Consider the following 21551-nt stretch of genomic DNA (forward strand, 5'->3'; position numbering starts at 1 on the left):
GCGCTCCACCGGTTCGACGGCCGTTCCGGCGCAGTGGATTGCTCGGATTTTTGGCTCTTGCGGTGAATTCCCCCGACTGGCCGAATCAATGCCACCGGGCGTGATAGGGCCGTTCCGTTATTGACCCGCGAGTAATGAACTCGCTAGTTTCCGGGGGCCTCACCCCGAGCTTTCGCCGCACACATCCCCCACCGTGCTGTCCTCCCGATTATTCGGAGCATCATGACGTCCCCTGTGCGTGCCGTCGACCTGATCATGTGCATCACCCCTTTCGGAGAACCCGATGCCCGGCTCGCCACAGCGGTCTGCGCCGCCGGCGGACTCGGCGTCCTCGACCTGGGGCGCGGAGACCGAAGAACCCGGGAGGCGCTGGCCCGACTGACCCGGGCGACGCCGGCACCGTACGGTGTGCGGGTCGCCCCCGGCTGCGCGCTCACCCCGCAGGACCTCGGCCCGGCACCCGACACGGTGGTCCTGGCCGCCGACGCCCCCTGGACCGCCGAACAACTCTCCCCCGGCAGCCGTGTGTTGGCCGAGGTGACCGATCTCGCCGGCGCGTACGAGGCGGTCGCGGCCGGAGCGCACGGGCTGATCGCCCGCGGTGCCGAGAGCGGCGGCCGGGTCGGCGCACTGAGCACCTTCGTCCTGCTCCAACAGCTGCTCGAGGCACCGGAGTTGGATGTTCCGTTGTGGGCCTGCGGAGGCATCGGGCCGCGTACCGCGGCGGCCGCGGTGGCCGGCGGCGCCGCCGGAGTCGTCCTGGACAGCCAGCTGGCCCTGCTCGCCGAGTCCCGGCTGCCCGAGGCGACGGCGGCCGTGTTGCGCTCCCTTGACGGCTCAGAGACGGCGGTCGTGGCCGGTCACCGGGTACTGCACCGGCGCGGCCCGGACGCGCTGCGCCCGCCCGCCGACGACCCGGCCGCGGTCGCCGCGCTGCTGGGCGCCGAGGACCTGCGCACCCAGCTGCTGCCGGTGGGACAGGACGGCTTCCTCGCCGCCCGGTTCGCCGAGCTTTGGGGCGATGTCCGGCGGACCTTACGGGAGTTGACGGCGGCGATCCGGGTGAGCGCCGGCGCAGCCCCGGACGCGCTGCGACCCGGCACCTCCGCCATGAGCCATGCCCTCGGCACCCGGCTGCCCGTCGCCCAGGGCCCGATGACCCGGGTCAGCGACCGGGCCTCCTTCGCCGCGGCCGTCGCCGACGACGGGGCGCTGCCCTTCCTGGCGCTGGCCCTCGCCGACGGCACCCGCACCCGCGAGATGCTCACCGAGGCCAAGGCCGCGCTGGACGGCCGGCCCTGGGGCGTCGGCGTGCTCGGCTTCGCCCCCGAGGAGCTCAGAAGCGCCCAGCTCGACGCCGTACGGGAGCTGCGGCCCAGCCACGCGATCATCGCGGGCGGTCGGCCCGCCCAGGCGGAGGCGCTGGAGCGGGCCGGGATCAGCACCTTCCTGCATGTGCCCTCGCCCGGGCTGCTGCGGCAGTTCCTGGAGGCCGGCGCCCGCAGGTTCGTGTTCGAGGGCTCCGAGTGCGGCGGTCACGTCGGACCGCGGGCGAGCTTTCCGCTCTGGGAGGCCCAACTCGCCGTACTGGAGGACTTCCCGGAGGTCGAGGGCCTGGAGGTGTTCTTCGCGGGCGGCATCCACGACGAGCGCTCCGCGGCGATGGTCGCCGCGCTCGCCGCACCGCTGACCGCCCGGGGCGCCGCCGTCGGCCTGCTCATGGGCACCGCCTACCTCTTCACCGGGGAGGCCGTGGACCGGGGCGCGATACAGCCCCTCTTCCAGCGCCAGGTCATGGCGGCCGCCTCGACCGCCCTCCTGGAGACAGCGCCCGGCCACGCCACTCGCTGCGTGCCCAGCCCGTTCACCCTCGACTACCACAGACGCGAAGCGGAACTGCGGGCGAACGGGGTGCCGGACCGGCGGCTGTGGGAGGAGCTGGAGCGGCTCAACGTCGGCCGGCTGCGCATCGCCAGCAAGGGCGTCGACCGCGTGGACGGCGGCGAGTTGGCACCCGTGGACGAGCAACGCCAGCTCAACGAGGGCATGTTCATGGCCGGGGAGGTCGCCGTGCTGCGCTCGGCGACGACCACCGTGGCCGCCCTGCACCACGCCGTGACCGACGGCGCGGCCGACTTCCTGGTCCAGCGGCGGCCGGAACCCGAACCGCAGGAAGAACCGCCCGCCCCCGCCCCGCTGGACATCGCGATCGTCGGCATGGCCGGCATGTTCCCGCAGGCCCCCGACCTCGCCACTTTCTGGGCCAACGTGGTCGCCGGACACGACGCGGTCACCGAGGTCCCGCCCGAGCGCTGGGACCCGGCCGTCCACCACGCCGACGGCAGCACCACCTCCAAGTGGGGCGGCTTCCTGCCGCCCATCCCCTTCGACCCGCTGAGCTACGGCATCCCGCCCGCCTCCCTCGGCCACATCGAACCGGTTCAGCTGCTCGCCCTGGAGGCCGCCCGGCGTGCCCTGGACGACGCCGGATACGGCAGCCAGGGACGGAACTTCGACCGCTCACGCACCTCCGTGGTCTTCGGCGCCGAGGCCGGCAGCGACCTCTCCAACGCGGCCACCTTGCGCGCCGTTCTGCCCTCCTACTACGGCAAGGTCCCCGACGGCCTCGAAGAGCAGCTGCCCCGGCTCACCGAGGACTCCTTCCCGGGCATGCTCGCCAACGTCATCTCCGGGCGGATCGCCAACCGCCTCGACCTGGGCGGCGCCAACTACACCGTGGACGCCGCCTGCGCCTCCTCGCTGGCGGCCGTCGACGTCGCCTGCAAGGAACTCACCGTCGGCACCAGCGACGTCGTGCTGTGCGGCGGCGCCGACCTGCACAACGGCATCAACGACTACGTCCTCTTCTCCTCGGTGCACGCCCTCTCGCCGACCGGCCGCTCCCGCGCCTTCGACGGCTCCGCCGACGGCATCGCCCTCGGCGAGGGCGTGGCCTGCGTCGTCCTCAAGCGGCTGGCCGACGCCGAGCGCGACGGGGACCGCATCTACGGCGTGATCAAGGGACTCGGCTCGTCCAGCGACGGCCGCTCACTGGGCCTGACCGCACCGCGCCCCGAAGGGCAACGGGCCGCGCTGCTACGCGCGTACCGCAACGCCGGTGTCTCCCCGGCGCAGGTCGGTCTGGTGGAGGCGCACGGCACCGGCACCGTCGTCGGCGACCGCACCGAACTCACCATCCTCAGTGAGGTTTTCGCGGGAGCAGGTACGGAGAACGGCAGTTGCGCGCTCGGCTCGGTCAAGTCCCAGATCGGGCACACCAAGTGCGCCGCCGGACTCGCCGGGCTGATCAAGACCACCCTCGCCCTGCACACCGGCGTCAAGCCACCCACCCTGCACCTGAACCGGCCCAACCCGGCCTGGAAGGAAGAGGACAGCCCGTTCGCCTTCCACACCGAGGCCCGGCCGTGGGCCGCCCCGGCCGCCGAACGGGTCGCCGGAGTCAGCGCGTTCGGCTTCGGCGGCACCAACTTCCATGTGGTGCTGGCCGCCTACGACAGCGTCGTACCGCCGGAGCAGGGGCTGGACGCCTGGCCCGCCGAACTGTTCCTGTTCCGCGGGCGCGACGAAAAGGCAGCTCACCGGGGCGTCGAGGAGATCCTGCGGGCCGCCGAGACAGGGCCCTGGCGGCTGCGGGACCTGGCGCTCGCCGCCGCCCGCCGCTCGGACGCCTCGCACGAGCCGGTGCGGGCCGCGGTGGTGGCCGGTGACGTCGCCGGGCTCGTCGGGCAGCTGCGCCGGGTTCTCGCGGGGGAGTACGAACCGGCCGCCGGCATCCACCAGGCCGACCCCCGGGCGGACACCGACGCCAAGGTCGCGTTCCTCTTCCCCGGCCAGGGCAGCCAGCGCCCCGGCATGCTCGCCGACATCCTCGTCGCCTTCCCCGAACTGCAGCACTACCTCCAGCTCGGCCGGGCCCACGCCGGCCCCCTGTACCCGCCCACCGCCTTCGACGACACCGCCCGTGAGCGGCAGCGGAGCGCCCTCACCGACACCCGGGCCGCCCAGCCCGCCCTCGGCATCACCGGCCTCACCGCCCACGCCCTGCTGACGGCGGCCGGGGTCCGCCCCGACATGGCCGCCGGACACAGCTACGGCGAACTCGTCGCCCTCAGCGCGGCCGGCGCCCTCACCCCCGAGACACTTCTGGAGCTGAGCGCCGAACGGGCGGCCGCGATCCTGGCCGCCGCGGGCGACGAACCGGGCACCATGGCCGCCGTGTCCGCCGCGGCCGAGGACGTCGAGCGCGCCCTGCGCACCGCCGGAGTCCCGGACTCGGTCGTGGTCGCCAACCACAACTCGCCCAAGCAGAGCGTCATTTCGGGCCCGACGGACGAAGTGACCGAAGCCGTAAGGCTGTTGCGCGAGGGCGGGCTGGGCGCCAAGCGGATCCCGGTGGCCTGCGCCTTCCACAGCCCGGTCGTCGCCGGTGCCGGGGACCGGTTCGCGGAGGTCCTCGCGGAGACGGCCGTACGACCGCCCGAGTTCCCGGTGTGGTCCAACCGCACGGCCGCCCCCTACCCGCCGGATCCCGGGGCCGTACGCGCCGAACTCGCCGCCCAGATCGGCTCCCCCGTCGCCTTCGCCGCCCAGATCGAGGCGATGTACGAGGCCGGGGCCCGCGTCTTCGTCGAGGCCGGGCCCGGAACCGTCCTCACCCGGCTCGTCGGGCAGATCCTCGGCGACCGGCCGTACACCACCGTGGCCTGCGAACCCCGTGCCGACAGTGGGCTGCGCGGCTGGCTCGACGCACTCGCCCGGCTGGCCGTGGCCGGGGTACCGGTACGCACCGCCTGGCTGCTGCGTGGTCGTGACGCCGTGGACGCGGTCCGCACCCCGGTGCCGAAGCGGCCCGGCTGGACGGTCGACGGACAGCTCGTGCGCACCGCAAGCGGAGACCTCCTGCCCGGTGCCCTCGCACCGGCCCGACGAGTCGTGGAGACGACTGTGACGACCAACCAGCCGCACGGCGCCCCGGCCGACCGGGACGCGCTGATCTCCGAATTCCTGCGGACCAGCCGGGAGATGATCGCCGCGCAGCGCGATGTGCTGCTCACCTACTTCGGGGCCGCACCGGGGGCGGTGCCTGCCGCGCCGGTGGCGCCGCAGCAGCTCGCGCCCGCCCTCGTCCCCGCTCTCGCGCCCGCTGAGATCGTCGTGTCCCAGCCGGAGCCGGTGGCCGGGCCGGCCGTGCCCGCCGTGGCGGCGGCCGCGGCGACCGACGTCGAGCGGGTCGTCCTGGAGATCATCAGCGAGCGGACCGGCTACCCCGTCGACATGATCGAGCCCGACCTCGATCTGGAGGCGGACCTGAGCATCGACTCGATCAAACGGGCCGAGATCGCCGGGGAGCTGGCCAAGCGGCTCGGCATCGCGGGCGGGGCGGAGACCCTGGACGACAGCGAGCTGGAGGAGCTGGCCAAGGCGCGGACGGCCGCGGCCGTCACCGGATGGCTGAAGGCGCGGGTCGACACCGGCGAGCGGCAGGAGAAGACGGCCATCAGTACCGGCGGCACCACTGACCGGACAGGCGCCGCGCCCCAGCCGCTGGCCGAGGCCACCGCATCGGACCCTGTGCCCGGCCCGGGCGTACCCGCGTCGGCGCCCAGGTCCGCCGCTGCCGAGGAGATCCCCCCGGGCGAGGCGCCGAAGCGGTTCGAGATGCGTCCCGTCGCGCTGGCTGAGCCGGAGGCCGTGGCCGACCCGGCCGCCCTGCTGTCCGGCAGGCGGTTCGTGATCCTCGGGGACGGCGCCCAGCTGGTGGAACGGCTCTCCGCCTGCGGCGCCCAGTGCATGACCTTCGGGCCGGATCATCAGCTCGGCGAGGCGGACGGAACCGCGGACGGGGTGCTGTACCTGGGCGCGCTGCCCGGCAGCGACACGCCCGTGCTGCCGGACGCCTTCCCCGTGCTGCGGGCGGCCCTGGCGCGCGGCCCGCGCTGGCTGCTGGCCGCCCGGCCCGCCGAGGGCGAGGACGCGGCCCGCTCGGCCGGGCTGCACGGGCTGTTCCGTACCGTCGCCCGGGAATACCCAAACACCGCCGCCCGGGTCGTGACCCTCGCTGACACCGAACCGGCGGCCGTGGCCGAAGCGCTGCTCGCCGAGCTGCTCGCACCGGAACCGGCTTCGGTCGTACTGCGTACGGCCGCCGGCCGACAGGGACTGGAGCTGGCCGAGGTGCCGCTGGGCCCGCTCGGCAGCACCGGCGCCGGACCGGCCGGGGAGGGGGCCGCCGAGGCCGCCGCGCTCGGCCTCGACCGGGACTCCGTGGTGCTGCTGGTCGGCGGGGCCCGGGGCATCACCGCGAAGTTCGCGGCGAGCCTCGCCGCCGCCTGCCGGTGCCGTATCGAACTGCTCGGCCGGACCCCCGCGCCCACCGGTCCCGAAGCCCCGGACACCGCCTCCGCTGGCACCCCCGCCGAACTCCGCGCGGCCCTCGCCGCCAGGGGCGGACTCAAGCCCGCCGAGGTCAACCGGGCGACCGAACTGATCCTCGCCCAGCGGGAGATCACCGCCACCCTCGACGAACTCGCCGCGCTCGGCAGCGAGGCGCGCTACCGCGCCGTGGACTTCCGCGACCGGGACGCCGCACTCCAGGCCGTCAAGGAGATCCACGCCGACCACGGCCGCCTGGACGGGGTCGTCTTCGCGGCCGGGGTGATCGAGGACCGGCTGATCGCCGAGAAGACCCCGGAGTCCTTCCAGCGGGTCTACGGCACGAAGACGACCGGCGCGACCACGCTGCTCGCCGCCCTAGAGGAACTGCCCAACGGGCCCGGGTTCGCGGTGCTGTTCGGCAGCATCTCCGCCGTCCTCGGCAACCGAGGGCAGGCCGACTACGCCGCCGCCAACGACGCCCTGGAGAGCCTCGGCGCCGACTGGGCGGACCGCACCGGCAACCGGGCGCTGACCGTGCACTGGGGACCGTGGGCGCCGACCGGCGGCCACACCGGCATGGTCAGCCCGGAGCTCGGGCGCGAGTACGCCCGGCGCGGGGTGAAGCTGATCGACCCCGACGAGGGCGCCGCCGCCCTGCTGCGCGAACTCGCCTGGGGCGCGGAGTCCGTCCGTGCCGTCGTCTACACCGCGTCGGGCTGGTGACATGACCGACGACCGCCAGACACCGGTCGCGATCGTGGGCATGGCGGTGCTGCTGCCCGGTGCCGCCGGCCTCGACGCGTACTGGAGAAACCTGCGCGACGGCGTGGACGCGATCGGCGAGGTGCCCGCGGGGCGCTGGGACGAGGACTACTACCGGCCCGGCTCGGCGACCGGGCCCGCCGTCCCCGACCAGGTGTACTGCCGGCGCGGCGGCTTCGTGGACGGCCTCGCCGAGGTGGAGGTGACCCGGTACGGCATCATGCCGAACTCGGTCGACGGCACCGAGCCCGACCAGCTGATCGCCCTGGACGTGGCCGCCGCCGCGATCGCCGACGCCGGCGGCGAGGACCGGCTGCCCGACCGGCACCGGATCGGCGTCGTCCTCGGCCGGGGCGGCTATCTCACGCCCGGCCTGGTCCGGCTCGACCAGCGGGTCCGGACGGTGGGGCAACTCGTGCGGACCCTGGGCGAGTTGGTGCCGGACCTCACCCCCGGCCAACTGGCCCGGGTGCGGGAGGCGTTCACCGAGCGACTCGGGCCGGCCAGCCCCGAGTCGGCGATCGGCCTGGTGCCCAACCTCGCCGCCTCCCGGATCGCCAACCGCCTCGACCTGCGCGGCCCCGCCTACACCGTGGACGCGGCCTGCGCCTCCTCGCTGGTCGCCGTCGACCAGGCGGTCACCGAACTCGCCGCCGGGCGCTGCGACCTGATGCTCGCCGGGGGAGTGCACCACTGCCACGACATCACCCTGTGGAGCGTCTTCTCCCAGTTGCGCGCGCTCTCCCCGAGCCAGCGCATCCGCCCCTTCCACCGCGAGGCCGACGGCATCCTCATCGGCGAGGGCACCGGGGTCGTCGTCCTCAAGCGCCTCGCCGACGCCGAACGCGACGGCGACCGCGTCTACGCCGTGATCCGCGGTACGGGCGTGGCCAGCGACGGCCGTACCGCGGGACTCGTCAATCCAGACCCCGGCGGCCAGGCGCACGCCGTACGCCAGGCCTGGCGGGCCGCCGGTCTCGACCCCACCGCACCGCACTCCGTCGGGCTCCTGGAGGCGCACGGCACGGCCACCCCGGCGGGCGACGGAGCCGAACTCACCACCCTCACCGAGGTGTTCGGACCGGCCGAGGAACGCGCGGTGCTCGGCTCCGTGAAGTCGATGATCGGCCACACCATGCCGGCCGCCGGAGTCGCCGGCCTGGTCAAGGCGGCTCTCGCCCTGCATCACGCCACCCTGCTGCCCACCCTGCACTGCGACGACCCGCACCCGGCACTCGCGGACACCCGGTTCCGCACCCTGGACCGGGCCGAGCCCTGGGAGACCACCCCCGACCAGCCGGTGCGCCGGGCCGGGGTGAACGCCTTCGGGTTCGGCGGGATCAACGCCCATGTGGTGCTGGAGGAGGCACCCGGCAGGCGTGCCGCCGCCGTCGCGCAGGTCACGACGGTCACCGAGCCCGAGCGCATCCTCCTCCTCGCCGCCCGCACCCCCGAACAGCTCGCCGCCGCCCTCGCCGCCGACGACTCCGCCGTCCTCGTCGCCGGTCTCGCCCCCGACCGCGCCCACCCGGAGTCCGGTCCGGCCCGTCTGGGCATCGTCGACCCCACCGCCAAACGGCTCGCCCTCGCCCGCCGCGCGGTCGGCAAGGGACGGGCCTGGCAGGGCCGCAACGACGTGTGGTTCCGGCCCGCCCCGCTCCTCGACACCGGCAAGCTGGTCTTCGTCTTCCCCGGTCTGGAAGGCGAGTTCACTCCCCGCGTCGACGACATCGCCACACATTTCGGCCTCCCCACCGTCTCCGGTTCCGCCGCTCAGGACGTACGGATCGGTGACGTAGGCCGTCATGGGTTCCGTGTCGTCGGCGTGGGGCGGCTTCTGGACAGCGCGCTGCGCCGGATGGGTGTGGTTCCGGACGCGGTCGCCGGGCACAGCGTCGGCGAGTGGACGGCGATGGTGGCCGCCGGGCTCTACTCCGGTGACCAGGTGGACGCGTTCATGGCCGGCTTCGACCCCGACGCGGTCACCGTCCCGGGCCTCGCCTTCGCCGCCGTCGGCGCCCCCGCCGAGCGGGTCCTGGCCGCCCTGGACTACGACTGGGCGGACGCCGGGATCGTCCTCTCCCACGACAACGCGCCGGGCCAGTCGATGGTCTGCGGTCCGGACCGGGCCGTCGAGGAGTTCGTCCGCGCCTTCCGCGCCGACGGGGTGCTGTGCCAGGTGCTGCCGTTCCGGTCCGGTTTCCACACGCCGATGCTGGAGCCGTACCTGACGCCCATCAAGGCGGCCGCCGAACGCTTCCGGCTGCACCCGCCGACCGTGCCGGTCTGGTCCGGCACCACCGCGGCCCCCTTCCCGCAGGCCGAGGCGGAGGTACGGGAGCTGTTCCTCCGGCACCTGCTGGAGCCGGTCCGGTTCCGGCAACTGGTCGAGGCGCTGTACGCCGCCGGGCACCGCACCTTCGTCCAGACCGGCCCCGGCCAGCTCGCCTCCCTCATCGCCGACACCCTCGGCGACCGCGACCACCTCGCCGTCGCCGCCAACTCCCCGCACCGCTCCGGCCTCGCCCAACTCCGGCGCGTGGCAACGGCGTTGTGGGCGGCCGGGGCGGCAGTCGCACCGGCCGTCGTGCCGGTCGTCCCCGGAACGGGCGGTGCGAGCACGCCGGTACGACACCGCCCGCCCGTCCGCCTCGACCTGGACGGCGCCCTGGTGTCCCTGGAGGGCGCGGTCCTCCATCGACTCCGCGCGGAGCTGGGGCGGCCGCCCGCGCCCACCGGCCCGTCCCCGCTCGACGACCTCGCCGTCCATATCCCGGCCGCCGCCGAACTCAACGCGCTGCTGCGCGACACCGCGGACACCGCGGTGGCCGTCCTCGCCGCGCGCCGGACACCGACCGCGCCGGTCCCCGCGGCCTCGCCCGTTCCACCTGTTCCGTCGGCCCCACCGGCTTCCGCGACCCGGACCACCACCGTCCGAGTCTCCCCGTACACGATGCCCCACCTGCTCGACCACTGCTTCTACCCGCAACGCCCCGACTGGCCGGACGTCGAGGACCGTTGGCCGGTCGTCCCGGCCACCACCATCGTCCGGCACATGATGGACGCGGCCGAGGAGGCCACCGGACTGCGGGCGGTGGCCGTGCACGGAGCCCGCTTCGACCGCTGGCTCACCGCCACGCCTCCTGTCGACGTCCCGGTCACCGTCACCCCCGAGGGCCCCGGCCGCGTCTCGGTCACCTTCGGTCCCACCGCCCGCGCGGTGGTCGAACTCGCCCCCGGCTACGCGCCCCCGCCCGCCGCACCCACCCCGCCGCCGGCCCCCGAACGCGCCCCCGACCACACCGCCGACCAGCTCTACTCCGAGCGCTGGATGTTCCACGGCCCGGCATTCCAGGGCGTCACCGAACTGACCGCGATCGGCGACCGGCACGTCCGCGGCCTGATCACCACGCCCGCCGCCCCGGGCGCCCTCCTCGACAACGTCGGCCAGATCCTCGGCTACTGGATCATGGCCACCCGCACCGATCGAACCGTCGTCTTCCCGGTGGGGATGCGGGAGATCCGCTTCCACGGCCCCCATCCCGCGCCCGGCACCGAGGTCGGCTGCCTGGTGCGGATCACCTCGCTCACCGACACCGTCCTGGAGGCGGACGTGGAGCTGACCGTCGAGGACCGGGTGTGGGCCCGGATCGGGGGCTGGCAGGACCGGCGCTTCGACAACGACCCGCAGACCCGCCCGGTCGAGCGCTTTCCCGACCGCAACACCCTCTCCGAGGCGCAACCCGGCGGCTGGGCACTGCTCCACGAACGCTGGCCGGACCTCGCCTCCCGTGAGCTGATCATGCGCAACTCCCTCGGTGGAGTGGAGCGTACGCGGTACGCCGAGCACGCTCCGCGCGGCCGCAGACAGTGGCTGCTCGGCCGGATCGCCGCCAAGGACGCGGTACGGCAGTGGCTCTGGCAGCACGGCGAGGGGCCCGTCTTTCCCGCCGAACTCCGGGTCCAGAACGACGAGTTGGGCCGTCCCTTCGTGACCGGTGTGCATGGCCGCACCCTGCCCGCGCTGGATGTCTCCCTCGCCCACCGGGCCGAGGCGGCCGTGGCGATCGTACGGCCGCACCGGCCCGGACCCGGCCCGGGCATCGACATCGAAGAGGTCACCGAACGCGACCCGGCCGCGATGGAGGCCGCCCTCGGCGCGGACGAACTGCGCCTGCTGCACGGACTCGCCGGAACCGAATCCACAACGCTGTGGTTCACCCGGTTCTGGGCCGCCAAGGAGGCGGTCGCCAAGGCGGAGGGCACCGGATTCGACGGCCGCCCGAGGGATTTCGCTGTCCTGGAAGCGGCCCCGGACGGCAGCCGGCTGCTGGTCTCGGGCCGGCTGGAACGCGCCTACCCGGTGCACTGCGCGCCGGTCCGCAATCCCCCCGCACTGCCGGACCGCGACTACGTCGTGGCGTGGACGACCGGACCGGCAGCCGCAGACCCAGAGGAGGACCCGCGATGAATACGACCCAGCCCGAAGTCCGCGCCGACGAGGAGGCGGTGCTCGCCGACCTCACCCGGATGCTCCGCACCCTCCTGGAGGAGTACGGCGACGACGACGCCGAGATCGGCATGAGCACCACCTTCAACCGCGACCTGGAGCTGGAGAGCATCGACCTGGTCACCCTCGCCGGACTCCTGGAGGAGCGGTACGGGAAACGGGTCAACTTCGCCGAGTTTCTGGCCGGGATGGAGTTCGACGAGATCATCGGGCTGACCGTCGGCCGGCTGGTGGAGTACGTCGTGTGGAGCCTGAAGGCCACGGAGGCGGGCTGAGCCATGGCGATCGTCGACACCGGAGACATCCGGCTGCATGTGCAGAGAATGGGGCCGGGGGAGGGCCGTACCCCGGTCGCCACCGTGGTCCTGGTGCACGGGCTGCTCACCGACAGCCTGGCCAGCTACTACTTCACCGTGGCGCCCGCCTTCGCCGTGTCCGGCCTGGACGTGGTCATGTACGACCTGCGGGGCCACGGACGTAGCGGACGCCCGTCCGGCGGCTACACCCTCGACCACAACATCGACGACCTGGAGGCCCTGCTCGACCGGCTGTCGATCACCGGCCCGGTCCATCTCGTCGGCAACTCCTACGGCGGCACCATCGCCTTCGGCTACGCGGCCCGCCACCCCGAACGCGCCGCCAGCCTCACCCTGATCGAGTCCGAACCCGCCACCGCCGCCTGGGCGGACAAGCTCGGCGGCATCCTGCACCGGGTCGTCACCGAACTCGCCCGCAACGAGTCGGACGCCATCGCCTGGATCACCTCGAACCGCGGCCACAACACCGCCCGCCTGGCCAGGGGCGCGGCCCGGCTGGCCCGCGAGACCAGCCTCGGCCGCGACATCCCCGCCAGCCGGGTCCTCACCGAGGAGCAGATCAGCGCCGTACGCTGCCCGGTCCTCGGCGTGTACGGCGGTGACTCGGACCTGGTGGAGGTGGTCCCGCTGAAGGAGGCCCTGCTGGCGGACTTCCGGTCGGTGGTACTGCCCGGACACGAGCACTCCGTGCTGGTCGAGGCGGCCGGCACGGTCGGCGGACACATCATGGAGCTGATCCACTCGGTCAGCGAGGCGCGGGTGGCCGGCGTCCGGTGAGCGGCTTCCTCTTCGTCGTACCGCCCCTGGTCGGGCACATCAACCCGGCCGTCGGCGTCGCGTCCCAACTCACCGCGCGTGGGCACCGGGTGGCCTGGGTCTGCCCCGACGCCGGGCTGCTGCGCCGGCTGGCGGGACCCCAGGCACGGGTGTTCCCGTGCGCCGGCGTGGCCGAGGGCGAACGGCCCGCGGACCTGCGCGGCGCGGAGGCGCTGAAGTTCCTGTGGGAGTGGTTCCTGGTGCCGCTCGCGGAGGCGATGGCGTCCGGCGTCCGGGCGGCCGTCGACGACTTCCGCCCCGATGTCGTGGTCGCCGACCAACAGGCCTTCGCCGGCGCCCTGGTGGCCGAGCGGCTCGGCCTGCCCTGGGCGACCTCCGCGACCACCTCCGCCGAGTTCGGCGGCGCCTACGACGGCATCCCCAAGGTCGCCGAGTGGCTCCGGACCCGGCTGGCGGAACTCCGGGACCGCATCGGCGACCCGGAGGGCACCGCCGACCCGCGCTTCTCACCGCATCTGACGCTCGCCTTCACCACCCCAGAACTGGCGGGCTCCTCCGATCAGTTGACGGTCAGTTATGTCGGCCCGTCGATCTCGGAGCGGCCGGTGGCCGACGGCTTCCCCTGGGAGTGGCTGGACCCGAGCCGGGAGCGGGTCCTCGTCTCCCTCGGCACCGCCAACGCGGACGTCGGCGGACGGTTCCTGGCCGAGTGCGTGGCCGCCGTACGCGAACGGGCCCACCGGGTCCAGGCGTTGGTGGCCGATCCCGGAGGGACCCTGCCCCCGGCGACCGACGACAAGGACCTCCTGATCCTGCCCTCCCTGCCCCAACTACCGCTCCTGGAAAGGGTCGACGCGGTCGTCTGCCATGCCGGGCACAACACCGTGTGCGAGGCCCTGTGGCACGGCGTCCCGCTGGTCGTCGCCCCCATCCGCGACGACCAGCCGGTGATCGCCGGACAGGTCGTCGACGCGGGCGCGGGCATCCGGGTCAGATTCGGCAGGGTCACCTCCCAGCGGCTGGGCGAGGCCCTCGACACCGTCCTGTACGAGCCCGGCCCGCGCACCGCGGCGGCCCGGATCCGCGCCGCGTTCCGCGCCGCGGGCGGTGCACCGGTCGCCGCATCCCACCTGGAAGACCTGGCAGTCGACTCGCGATTCAGGAGACCCGATGAGCAAGCAGAGTGACATCGAGGCGCTGCGCTCCGCCTACCAGCGGGAACTGGCCGACGGCGTCGACCGCTTCTTCGAACCCCGCCGCACCACCTGCCCCTGGTGCCACTCCGACCGGCTGACCAACCGGTTGCGCACCACCGACCTGCTCCAGCACAAGCCCGGCCGCTTCGCCCTGGACCGTTGCGAGGAGTGCGGGCACACCTTCCAGAACCCGCGCCTGAACGGGACCGGCCTGGAGTTCTACTACCGCGACTTCTACGACGGCCTCGGCGAACAGAAGATGAGCGGCACCTTCGGCGGCCGCACCAAGATGTACCGGGGCCGCGCCGAGTCCATGCTCCCGCACGACACCACCCCCAAGAACTGGCTCGACGTCGGCACCGGACACGGCCACTTCTGCGAGGCCGCCCGCGAGGTCCTGCCCGGCACCGCCTTCGACGGCCTCGACTTCACCGACGGCGTCGAGCTGGCCGCCCGCGAGGGCCGGGTGGAGCGCGCCTACCGGGGCGCCTTCCCGGAACTGGCCCCCGACCTCACCGCCGGCTACGACGTGGTCAGCATGTTCCACTACCTGGAGCACAGCACCGACCCGGACAGCGAACTGCGCGCCGCCCACCAGGCGGTACGCCCCGGCGGCCACCTCCTCATCGAGGTCCCCGACCCGGAGAGCCGCTACGCCCGGCTCCTCGGCCGCTGGTGGCTGCCCTGGCTCCAGCCGCAGCACCTGCACTTCATCCCCGTCGCCAACCTCCGCGCCCGCCTCACCGAGCTGGGCTTCACGGTGGTCGCGGAACAGCACGCCGAGGCGCACGACCCCGTCGACCTGCTGGCCGCCGTCTGGCTCGCCCTGGACCACACCGCCCCGCGCGAGGACGCCCCCTGGCTGCCCCGCCCGCCGGGCGCCCTCCGGAAGACGGCACGCGCCGCCCTGCTCCTGGCCGGCATCCCGGCCCTGATCGCCGGCACACTCGCGGACCGGTTCGCCGTACGGCCGCTCTCGCACCGCCTGCGCGTCTCCAACGCCTACCGCGTGGTCGCCCGCCGCAACTGAGGTCAGAGCACCTTCGCGCGGATCATCGCCGACAGCACCAGGGCGCCCGGCAGCAGCGGTACCCAGTCGGTCAGGACGCGGTATCCGATCACGGTCGCGGTGGCCACCGCGACCGGGGAGCCGAACGCGGCCAGCGTGAACACCAGTGCCGCGTCCACCGCGATCCCGCCGGGCGCCGGTACGGCTCCGCCGGCGGTGCCGGCCGCCAGATACGCCAGGGTCACCTCCGCCCACGACAGCCCGAGCCCGAGCGCCTCCCCGGTACAGGCCAGCACGCCGGCCTGGACCAGCGGCATCGCCGTGGCCCCGCCCCACAGGGCCAGCACCCGGGAGGGCCGGGCGTGCACCGTCCGGGCATCGGTGAGCGCACACCGCACCAGCCCGGTGATCGGCCGCCGCAGCGGTCGTACGACGGCCATCGTGATGCCCACCAGGGTGAGCACGGCGGCGACCGGGATCAGCACCACGCCGTCCGGGACCAGCTCGGCCAGCCGCCGCCAGGCGGACGAGGAGAGCAGGAACCCGATGAGCACGACCGTCTTCGCCCCGGACTTGGCCACCGAGTACAGGGCGATCGAGGCGGTGGCCCGGTCCAGGGCGATACCCCGGGCGCGCAGGAAGCGCACCGTGACGGCGTGCGCGCCCAGTCCGCCGGGCAGCGCGTGGTTGGCGGCGCCCGCGGCGAACTGCGAGGCAAGCAGCAGCCCCGGCGGCAGCCGGTCGGGCACGGCACCCTGCCGCATGCAGGCGGCCACCACCCAGGTCAGGCAGGTGAGACCGCCCGCGGCCAGCAGCCACGCGGGCTCGGCGCGAGCGAGCCGGCCGACCCCCTCGTACAGCAGGGACTGGTTGGTCAGCCCCCAGACCGCCGCGATGAGCAGCGGGGACAGACAGAGGGCGAGCCGGAGCTGCCGGCCCGCCATCGAGGGCGTCGGCAGGGCACGCACAGGCGCGTCGGAGCAGGACGAGGACAGTGACGACAGTGAGGACACGGGGACGTTGTCCTTCCACGGCGGGCCGCGGTGGGGAGCCGCAGGCGAGCGGGACCGCAGGCGAGCGGGACCGCAGGCGTGCGGGTCCGCTGGGGAGCCTTCCCGTCCCGTATGACACCCGGATGTCCGAAAACCGAAGGCCGGGGGGCGGGCCGGTGCCGCGGGCGCGGCCGTACCCCGCCGACCGGGTAGCCTTCGAAGGGTACGGACGACGCGACAGGGGAGGATCCGGCGGTGCACGTCCAGGAATGGCTCGACTCGGTGCCTGCGGTCGCCGTCTACGCCGTGGTGGCGCTGGTCATCGGACTGGAGAGCCTGGGCATCCCGCTGCCGGGCGAGATCGTCCTGGTCTCCGCCGCGCTGCTCTCCTCCCAGCACTCGGGCATCAACCCGGTCGTCCTCGGCGCCTGCGCCACCGCGGGTGCGGTGATCGGCGACTCCATCGGCTACGCGATCGGCCGCAAGGGCGGCCGCCCGCTGCTGGCCTGGCTGGCCCGGAAGTTTCCGAGACACTTCGGCGAGGGCCATGTCGCCACCGCCGAACGCTCCTTCGAGAAGTGGGGCATGTGGGCGGTCTTCGTCGGCCGCTTCATCGCCCTCCTCCGCATCTTCGCGGGCCCGCTGGCGGGCGTCCTCCACATGCCGTACTGGAAGTTCCTGACGGCGAACCTGCTCGGCGGCATCTGCTGGGCGGGCGGCACGACGGCGGTGGTCTACTACGTGGGCATCGTCGCGGAGGACTGGCTGAAGAGGTTCTCGTACCTTGGGCTGGCACTGGCGGTCCTGGTGGGCCTGGCGTCGATGCTGATCGTCAAGCGCAAGGCGAGCAAGGTCGAGGCGACGCAAGAGGAACCGGAACCGGTCGGCGCCGGGGAGTGAGGCGCGCCCCTTGCGGGTGCGGGGAACTGCGCGCCAGCCCTCACAACGCCGCACCCGCCCCCGAACCTACTCGTGCACCCCGCGATGCGCCTTGGCCAACTCCGCATACAAGGTCCCGTTAAGGGTCACCCCCTGCCGTTCCTCCTCGCTCAGCTCGCGCCGTACCTTGGCCGGCACCCCCGCCACCAGCGACCCCGCCGGCACCACCATCCCCTGCGGCACCAACGCCTGCGCGGCCACCAGCGACCCGGCGCCGATCACGGCGCCGTTCAGCACCGTCGCCCCCATCCCGACAAGGCAGTCGTCCTCGACAGTCGCCCCGTGCACCACCGCGTTGTGCCCGATGGACACCCGTTCACCCACACTCACCGGAAACCCCGGATCGGCGTGCAGCGTCACGTTGTCCTGCACGTTCGCCTGAGCCCCCACGACGATCCGCTCGACGTCCCCCCGGACCACCGCGCCGTACCAGACACTCGCCCCGGCCTTCAGCGTCACGTCCCCGATCACCGAGGCGGTCGGCGCCACGAACACGTCGTCCTCGATCTTCGGCTCCCGCCCGCCGATCCCCACGATCAGCGCTTTCCGCGTCATCACGGTCTCCCGTCGTCATCGTTGTCCACGGAAACCTAGCTCACCCCTTGGGGTGAAGATCACAGCAGCCCGCCCTCTTGTCGGCGGCCCCCTCCGCGTACCGTGACCCCGTGCCGAAGCCCAAGAACACGTTCTCGTCCTGGTGCCGCCGCCTCGCCCAGCGCACGGTGCACGCGGCCTGGGCCTGGGTGCAGCGCACGGGCTCCGTCACCGCGGAGCACCCCGGCCGCTTCCGTTTCGGCGCGATCGGCGAAGCCACCCGCCTCGCCTTCCCGCTGGGCACGGTCTTCGGCGACCCGTGGATCCACCTCGGCTCCCACTGCATCGTCGGCGAACAGGTCACCCTCACCGCGGGTCTGATGCCCGACCTCGACCTCGGCCCGGACCCGATCCTGCGCATAGGCGACGGGGTCGTCCTGGGCCGCGGCAGCCATGTGATCGCCGACACGACCGTCACCATCGGCAGCGACTGCTACTTCGGCCCGTACGTCTACATCACCTCCACCAACCACTCCTACGACGACCCGCACCAGCCCATCGGTAAACAGTGGCCGCGTATGGAGCCCGTGGAGATCGGCCCCGGCTGCTGGATCGGCACCGGGGCGGTGATCCTGCCGGGCGCGCGGATCGGCCGGAACGTGGTGGTGGCCGCCGGCGCGGTGGTGCGGGGTACGGTGCCCGACCACGCCGTGGTGGCCGGCGCGCCCGCCCGGGTCGTACGCCGCTGGACCCCCGAGACCGGCTGGCAGCCCCCGCTGCGCACGCCCGCGCCGGTGCCGATACCGGAGGGCATGACCCCGGAGCAGCTGCGCGCCCTGGCGGAGCTTGACGAGGAGGGTGTGGCGCGGCTCGCCGCCCTGGAGAGCGAGAACTGACTCAGCCGGTGGCGAGCAGCAGCGTCCCCACCAGCGCCAGCCCCGCTCCCGCCGCCTGGAGGGCCCGAAGGCGCTCGCTGAGGAAACCGCGGGCCGCGAGCGCGGTGACCACCGGGTAGAGCGAGGCGAGCACCGCGGCGACGGTGACCGGGCCGTGCTGGGCGGCCACCGAGTACGTGCCGTTGGCGGCGACGTCGGCGAGACCGACGAAGCTCAGCGCCGGGACCGTGGACCAGTCGAAGCCGCCCTCCGGCAGCGCCGGCGCGCCCTGCCGCACGGACAGCCGCAGGGCCGCGCCGCCCGTCGCCACGCTGGTCAGCCGCTGGACGAAGAGGGCCAGGAAGAGGCCGGTGACAGTGGTGGACGCCTCCGCGATCAGCGCGAACACCGTGCCGAAGCCGCCCGCCGCGACCAGGGTGAGCAGGATCGTCCGACGCTGGACGGGCGCGCCGCGCAGTTGAGGGCCGCCCGCCAGGACGACCCCGGTGACGGCGACCGCGATCCCGGCGACCTGGAGCAGCCCCGGACGCTCGCCGAGTATCAGCCCGACACCGACCGGGACGGCGACGCTCAGCGTGGCCAGCGGGGAGACCACACCCATCGGGCCCAGGGCGAGGGCCTTGTAGAAGGAGAACAGCGCGACCGGCCCGACCAGGCCCGCCGCGAACGCGAACCAGAGCCGGGGCCCGGCCTCGCTCCAGCCGCCGGTGGCCACCACGATCACGCCGAGTACCGCCGCCGCGATGCCCTGCGAGACGACGACCACGGTGAGCGCCGGGGCGCGTCGCGTGAGCAGCCCGCCGCCGAAGTCGGCCAGTCCCCACAGGAGACTGGTGGTCAGGGCGAAGAATGCTGTCACGGCCCGCCTCGCAGTACAGTTCGGTGGACGATCAGGTACACCCCACCGTAGTTCACTTAGTTGAACTCTGTCATTCATAATATTAGACCGTGATGCTCTCGACGATGGACGGAACGTGTCGGACCTCGACCTGCTGACCCAGTCCCTGGCCCGCAACGTCAAGCACTGGCGCTCGGTGCGCGGCTTCACCCTCGACGTGCTCGCGGCCCGGGCCGGGGTCAGCCGTGGCATGCTCATCCAGATCGAGCAGGCCCGCACCAACCCGAGCATCGGCACGGTCGTCAAGATCGGCGACGCGCTCGGCATCAGCATCACCACACTGCTCGACTACGAGCAGGGCCCCAAGGTCCAGATCGTCCCCGGCGACAAGGCCGTACGGCTGTGGCACACCGAGGTCGGCAGCTACAACCGCCTCCTCGCCGGCACCGAGGCACCCGGCCCGCTGGAGATGTGGGACTGGCGTCTGATGCCGGGCGAGAGCAGCCCCTCGGAACCCCACCCGGCCGGCACGGTGGAGATCGTCCATGTCACCGCCGGTGAACTGACCCTCACCGTCGACGGGACCGAGTACCGCGTGCCGACGGGCGCCAGCGCCTCCTTCGAGGCCGATACGGCCCATGTGTACGGCAACACCGGAGACGTGCCGATGGAGATGGTGATGACGGTGTCCGTACCGCCGGTGGTCTGAGCCTTCCGTCGACCGGCTGTTAGCGTGCGGACATGCGCGCACCCATCGGAGACTTCGCCACCGCCGTCCCCGTCCCCGACTGCCTCGACGAGCTGACCGCGCCGGTCGCCGACGCCGTACGCCACTGGAGCGGCGCCGTCCCCGCCGAGCAGATCATCTACGTCGACACCGACCCCCGGTGGGCGGACACCGCGGTCTTCGTCGAGCACTACGGGCACGAGCTGCTGGAGCGGTCGGCCAACTGCGTGGTGGTGGCGGGCAAGCGCGGCGGCGAGACGACGCTGGCCGCCTGTCTGGCGCCGTCCACCACCAAGGTCGACGTCAACGGTGTCGTACGCCGTCAACTCGGCGCCCGCAAGGCCTCCTTCGCCTCCATGGACACCGCGACCGGGGAGACCGGCATGGAGTACGGCGGCATCACCCCGATCGGCCTCCCACGCGACTGGCCCCTGTTGGTGGACCCGGCCGTCGTCGACCTGCCCTACGTCCTGGTCGGCAGCGGCCGCCGCCGCGGCAAACTCCTTGTCCCGGGCAAGGCGTTCACCCAGCTTCCGGGCGCGGTCGTGCTGGAGGGACTGGGCGTCTAAGGCGTTGCGTGGTGGGCCAGTGCCAGGTGCGGGTCCGCCTCGCCCGGTGCCGGTGCCGGATCGGCGTGCACCGTGGCCGCCGTCAGCCTGGCTACGGCGTGCAGCAGCGCGTGTTCCGCCGCGACCGCGACCGCGTGCGCCTGCCGTACGGTCGCCTCGCCGTCGACCACGACCGCGACCTCGGCCCGCAGCCGGTGCCCGATCCACCGCAGCCGCAGCTCACCCACCGACCGCACCCCCGGCACCTCGCGCAGCGCCCGCTCGGCCCGGTCCACCAACCCCGGGTCCACGGCGTCCATCACCCGCCGGAACACCTCACGGGCCGCGTCCCGCAGCACCAGTGCGATCGCCGCGGTGATCGCCAACCCCACCAGCGGGTCGGCGAGTCGCCAGCCCAGCGCCGCGCCGGCCGCCCCCACCAGCACGGCCAGCGAGGTGAATCCGTCGGTACGGGCGTGCAGCCCGTCGGCCACCAGCGCCGCCGAGCCGATCTCCCGGCCCACCCGGATCCGGTACCGGGCCACCCACTCGTTGCCGGCGAAGCCGGCCAGCGCGGCCACCGCGACCGCCGGCAGGTGCGCGACAGGCCGCGGATCCAGCAGTCGTTCGACCGCGGTCCACGCGGCGAAGGCGGCCGACGCGGTGATCGTCAGCACGATGGCGATCCCTGCGAGATCCTCGGCCCGCCCGTAGCCGTAGGTGAAGCGGCGGTTGGCCGCACGGCGCCCGAGCACGAAGGCGATGCCGAGCGGTACGGCGGTCAGCGCGTCGGCCGCGTTGTGCACGGTGTCCCCGAGCAGGGCGACGGACCCGGACAGGACCACGACGACCGCCTGCACCAGCGCCGTCACCCCGAGGACGGCCAGCGAGACCCAGAGCGCCCGCATGCCCCGCGCCGAGGCCTCCAGAGCGGAGTCGAGCTTGTCGGCCGTCTCGTGGGAGTGCGGTGTGAGGAGGTGGCCGATGCGGTGGCGGAGACCCCCTCGCGGCGCGTGGGAGTGACCGTGGCCGCGCTCGCCATGACCGTCGTGGACGTGCGCGTGCTCGTGGTGGTGCCGGTCGCTCATGCGGCTCCCCTCTCCGGTGCGG

14 protein-coding genes are annotated in these 21551 nt (G+C 73.6%); 10 read left to right on the forward strand and 4 right to left on the reverse strand.

The annotated features are described in order from the left end of the window. The first annotated feature begins 222 nt into the window (after positions 1–222). Genes ACZ7OO_RS29150 through ACZ7OO_RS29175 form a run of 6 tightly spaced genes read left to right on the forward strand, consistent with a single transcriptional unit; the run spans position 223 to position 14988 of the window. Positions 223–7119 (forward strand): SDR family NAD(P)-dependent oxidoreductase, encoded by a 6897-nt coding sequence (locus tag ACZ7OO_RS29150; RefSeq protein WP_471509173.1) that lies wholly within the window; start codon positions 223–225, stop codon positions 7117–7119. Between the two features lies 1 nt (position 7120). Then, complete coding sequence (locus tag ACZ7OO_RS29155) at positions 7121–11629, forward strand: beta-ketoacyl synthase N-terminal-like domain-containing protein (protein WP_471509174.1); 4509 nt, start codon at positions 7121–7123, stop codon at positions 11627–11629. Beyond that, positions 11626–11943, forward strand: a complete 318-nt coding sequence (locus ACZ7OO_RS29160; RefSeq protein ID WP_471509176.1) for an acyl carrier protein — start codon at positions 11626–11628, stop codon at positions 11941–11943. Before ACZ7OO_RS29155 ends, ACZ7OO_RS29160 begins: the two co-directional genes overlap by 4 nt. Before the next feature lie 3 nt (positions 11944–11946). Further along, positions 11947–12762: an alpha/beta fold hydrolase gene (locus ACZ7OO_RS29165; RefSeq protein ID WP_471509178.1), complete on the forward strand. Its 816-nt coding sequence runs from the start codon at positions 11947–11949 to the stop codon at positions 12760–12762. After that, on the forward strand, positions 12759–13949 hold the full coding sequence (locus tag ACZ7OO_RS29170; RefSeq protein ID WP_471509180.1) for a glycosyltransferase: 1191 nt from the start codon (positions 12759–12761) through the stop codon (positions 13947–13949). The genes ACZ7OO_RS29165 and ACZ7OO_RS29170 overlap by 4 nt, the downstream gene beginning before the upstream one ends. Continuing rightward, positions 13933–14988 carry a class I SAM-dependent methyltransferase gene (locus ACZ7OO_RS29175; RefSeq protein ID WP_471509182.1) on the forward strand — a complete coding sequence of 352 codons (1056 nt, stop codon included), beginning with the start codon at positions 13933–13935 and terminating at the stop codon, positions 14986–14988. Before ACZ7OO_RS29170 ends, ACZ7OO_RS29175 begins: the two co-directional genes overlap by 17 nt. Before the next feature lie 2 nt (positions 14989–14990). On the opposite strand, the gene ACZ7OO_RS29180 is transcribed toward ACZ7OO_RS29175, so the two are convergent. Beyond that, on the reverse strand, positions 14991–15980 hold the full coding sequence (locus ACZ7OO_RS29180) for a lysylphosphatidylglycerol synthase transmembrane domain-containing protein (RefSeq protein ID WP_471509184.1): 990 nt from the start codon (positions 15978–15980) through the stop codon (positions 14991–14993). A 234-nt stretch (positions 15981–16214) separates the two neighbouring features. Here ACZ7OO_RS29180 and ACZ7OO_RS29185 point away from each other — a divergent pair, with 234 nt between their 5' ends. Next, positions 16215–16859 (forward strand): DedA family protein, encoded by a 645-nt coding sequence (locus ACZ7OO_RS29185; protein ID WP_471509186.1) that lies wholly within the window; start codon positions 16215–16217, stop codon positions 16857–16859. Between the two features lie 66 nt (positions 16860–16925). Here ACZ7OO_RS29185 and ACZ7OO_RS29190 read toward each other — a convergent pair whose 3' ends face one another. Beyond that, the gene (locus tag ACZ7OO_RS29190) at positions 16926–17453 is read right to left on the reverse strand and encodes a gamma carbonic anhydrase family protein (protein WP_471509188.1); all 528 of its coding nucleotides are present in this window, start codon (positions 17451–17453) and stop codon (positions 16926–16928) included. Positions 17454–17563: 110 nt separating this feature from the next. Here ACZ7OO_RS29190 and ACZ7OO_RS29195 point away from each other — a divergent pair, with 110 nt between their 5' ends. Next, positions 17564–18328 carry an acyltransferase gene (locus ACZ7OO_RS29195; protein WP_471509190.1) on the forward strand — a complete coding sequence of 255 codons (765 nt, stop codon included), beginning with the start codon at positions 17564–17566 and terminating at the stop codon, positions 18326–18328. Between the two features lies 1 nt (position 18329). Here ACZ7OO_RS29195 and ACZ7OO_RS29200 read toward each other — a convergent pair whose 3' ends face one another. Further along, the gene (locus ACZ7OO_RS29200; RefSeq protein ID WP_471509192.1) at positions 18330–19187 is read right to left on the reverse strand and encodes an EamA family transporter; all 858 of its coding nucleotides are present in this window, start codon (positions 19185–19187) and stop codon (positions 18330–18332) included. 115 nt (positions 19188–19302) lie between these two features. On the opposite strand from ACZ7OO_RS29200, the gene ACZ7OO_RS29205 reads away from it, so the two are divergent. Both ACZ7OO_RS29205 and ACZ7OO_RS29210 read left to right on the forward strand, forming a co-directional pair. Continuing rightward, entirely contained in the window at positions 19303–19875 is a 573-nt protein-coding gene (locus ACZ7OO_RS29205) for a helix-turn-helix domain-containing protein (protein WP_471509194.1), read from the forward strand. 32 nt (positions 19876–19907) lie between these two features. Beyond that, positions 19908–20462: a YbaK/EbsC family protein gene (locus ACZ7OO_RS29210; RefSeq protein WP_471509195.1), complete on the forward strand. Its 555-nt coding sequence runs from the start codon at positions 19908–19910 to the stop codon at positions 20460–20462. Here ACZ7OO_RS29210 and ACZ7OO_RS29215 read toward each other — a convergent pair. Continuing rightward, positions 20459–21529 carry a cation diffusion facilitator family transporter gene (locus ACZ7OO_RS29215; protein WP_471509197.1) on the reverse strand — a complete coding sequence of 357 codons (1071 nt, stop codon included), beginning with the start codon at positions 21527–21529 and terminating at the stop codon, positions 20459–20461. The genes ACZ7OO_RS29210 and ACZ7OO_RS29215 overlap by 4 nt on opposite strands. Between the last annotated feature and the right edge of the window lie 22 nt (positions 21530–21551).

The organism is Streptomyces sp. NPDC111744 (assembly GCF_055634995.1).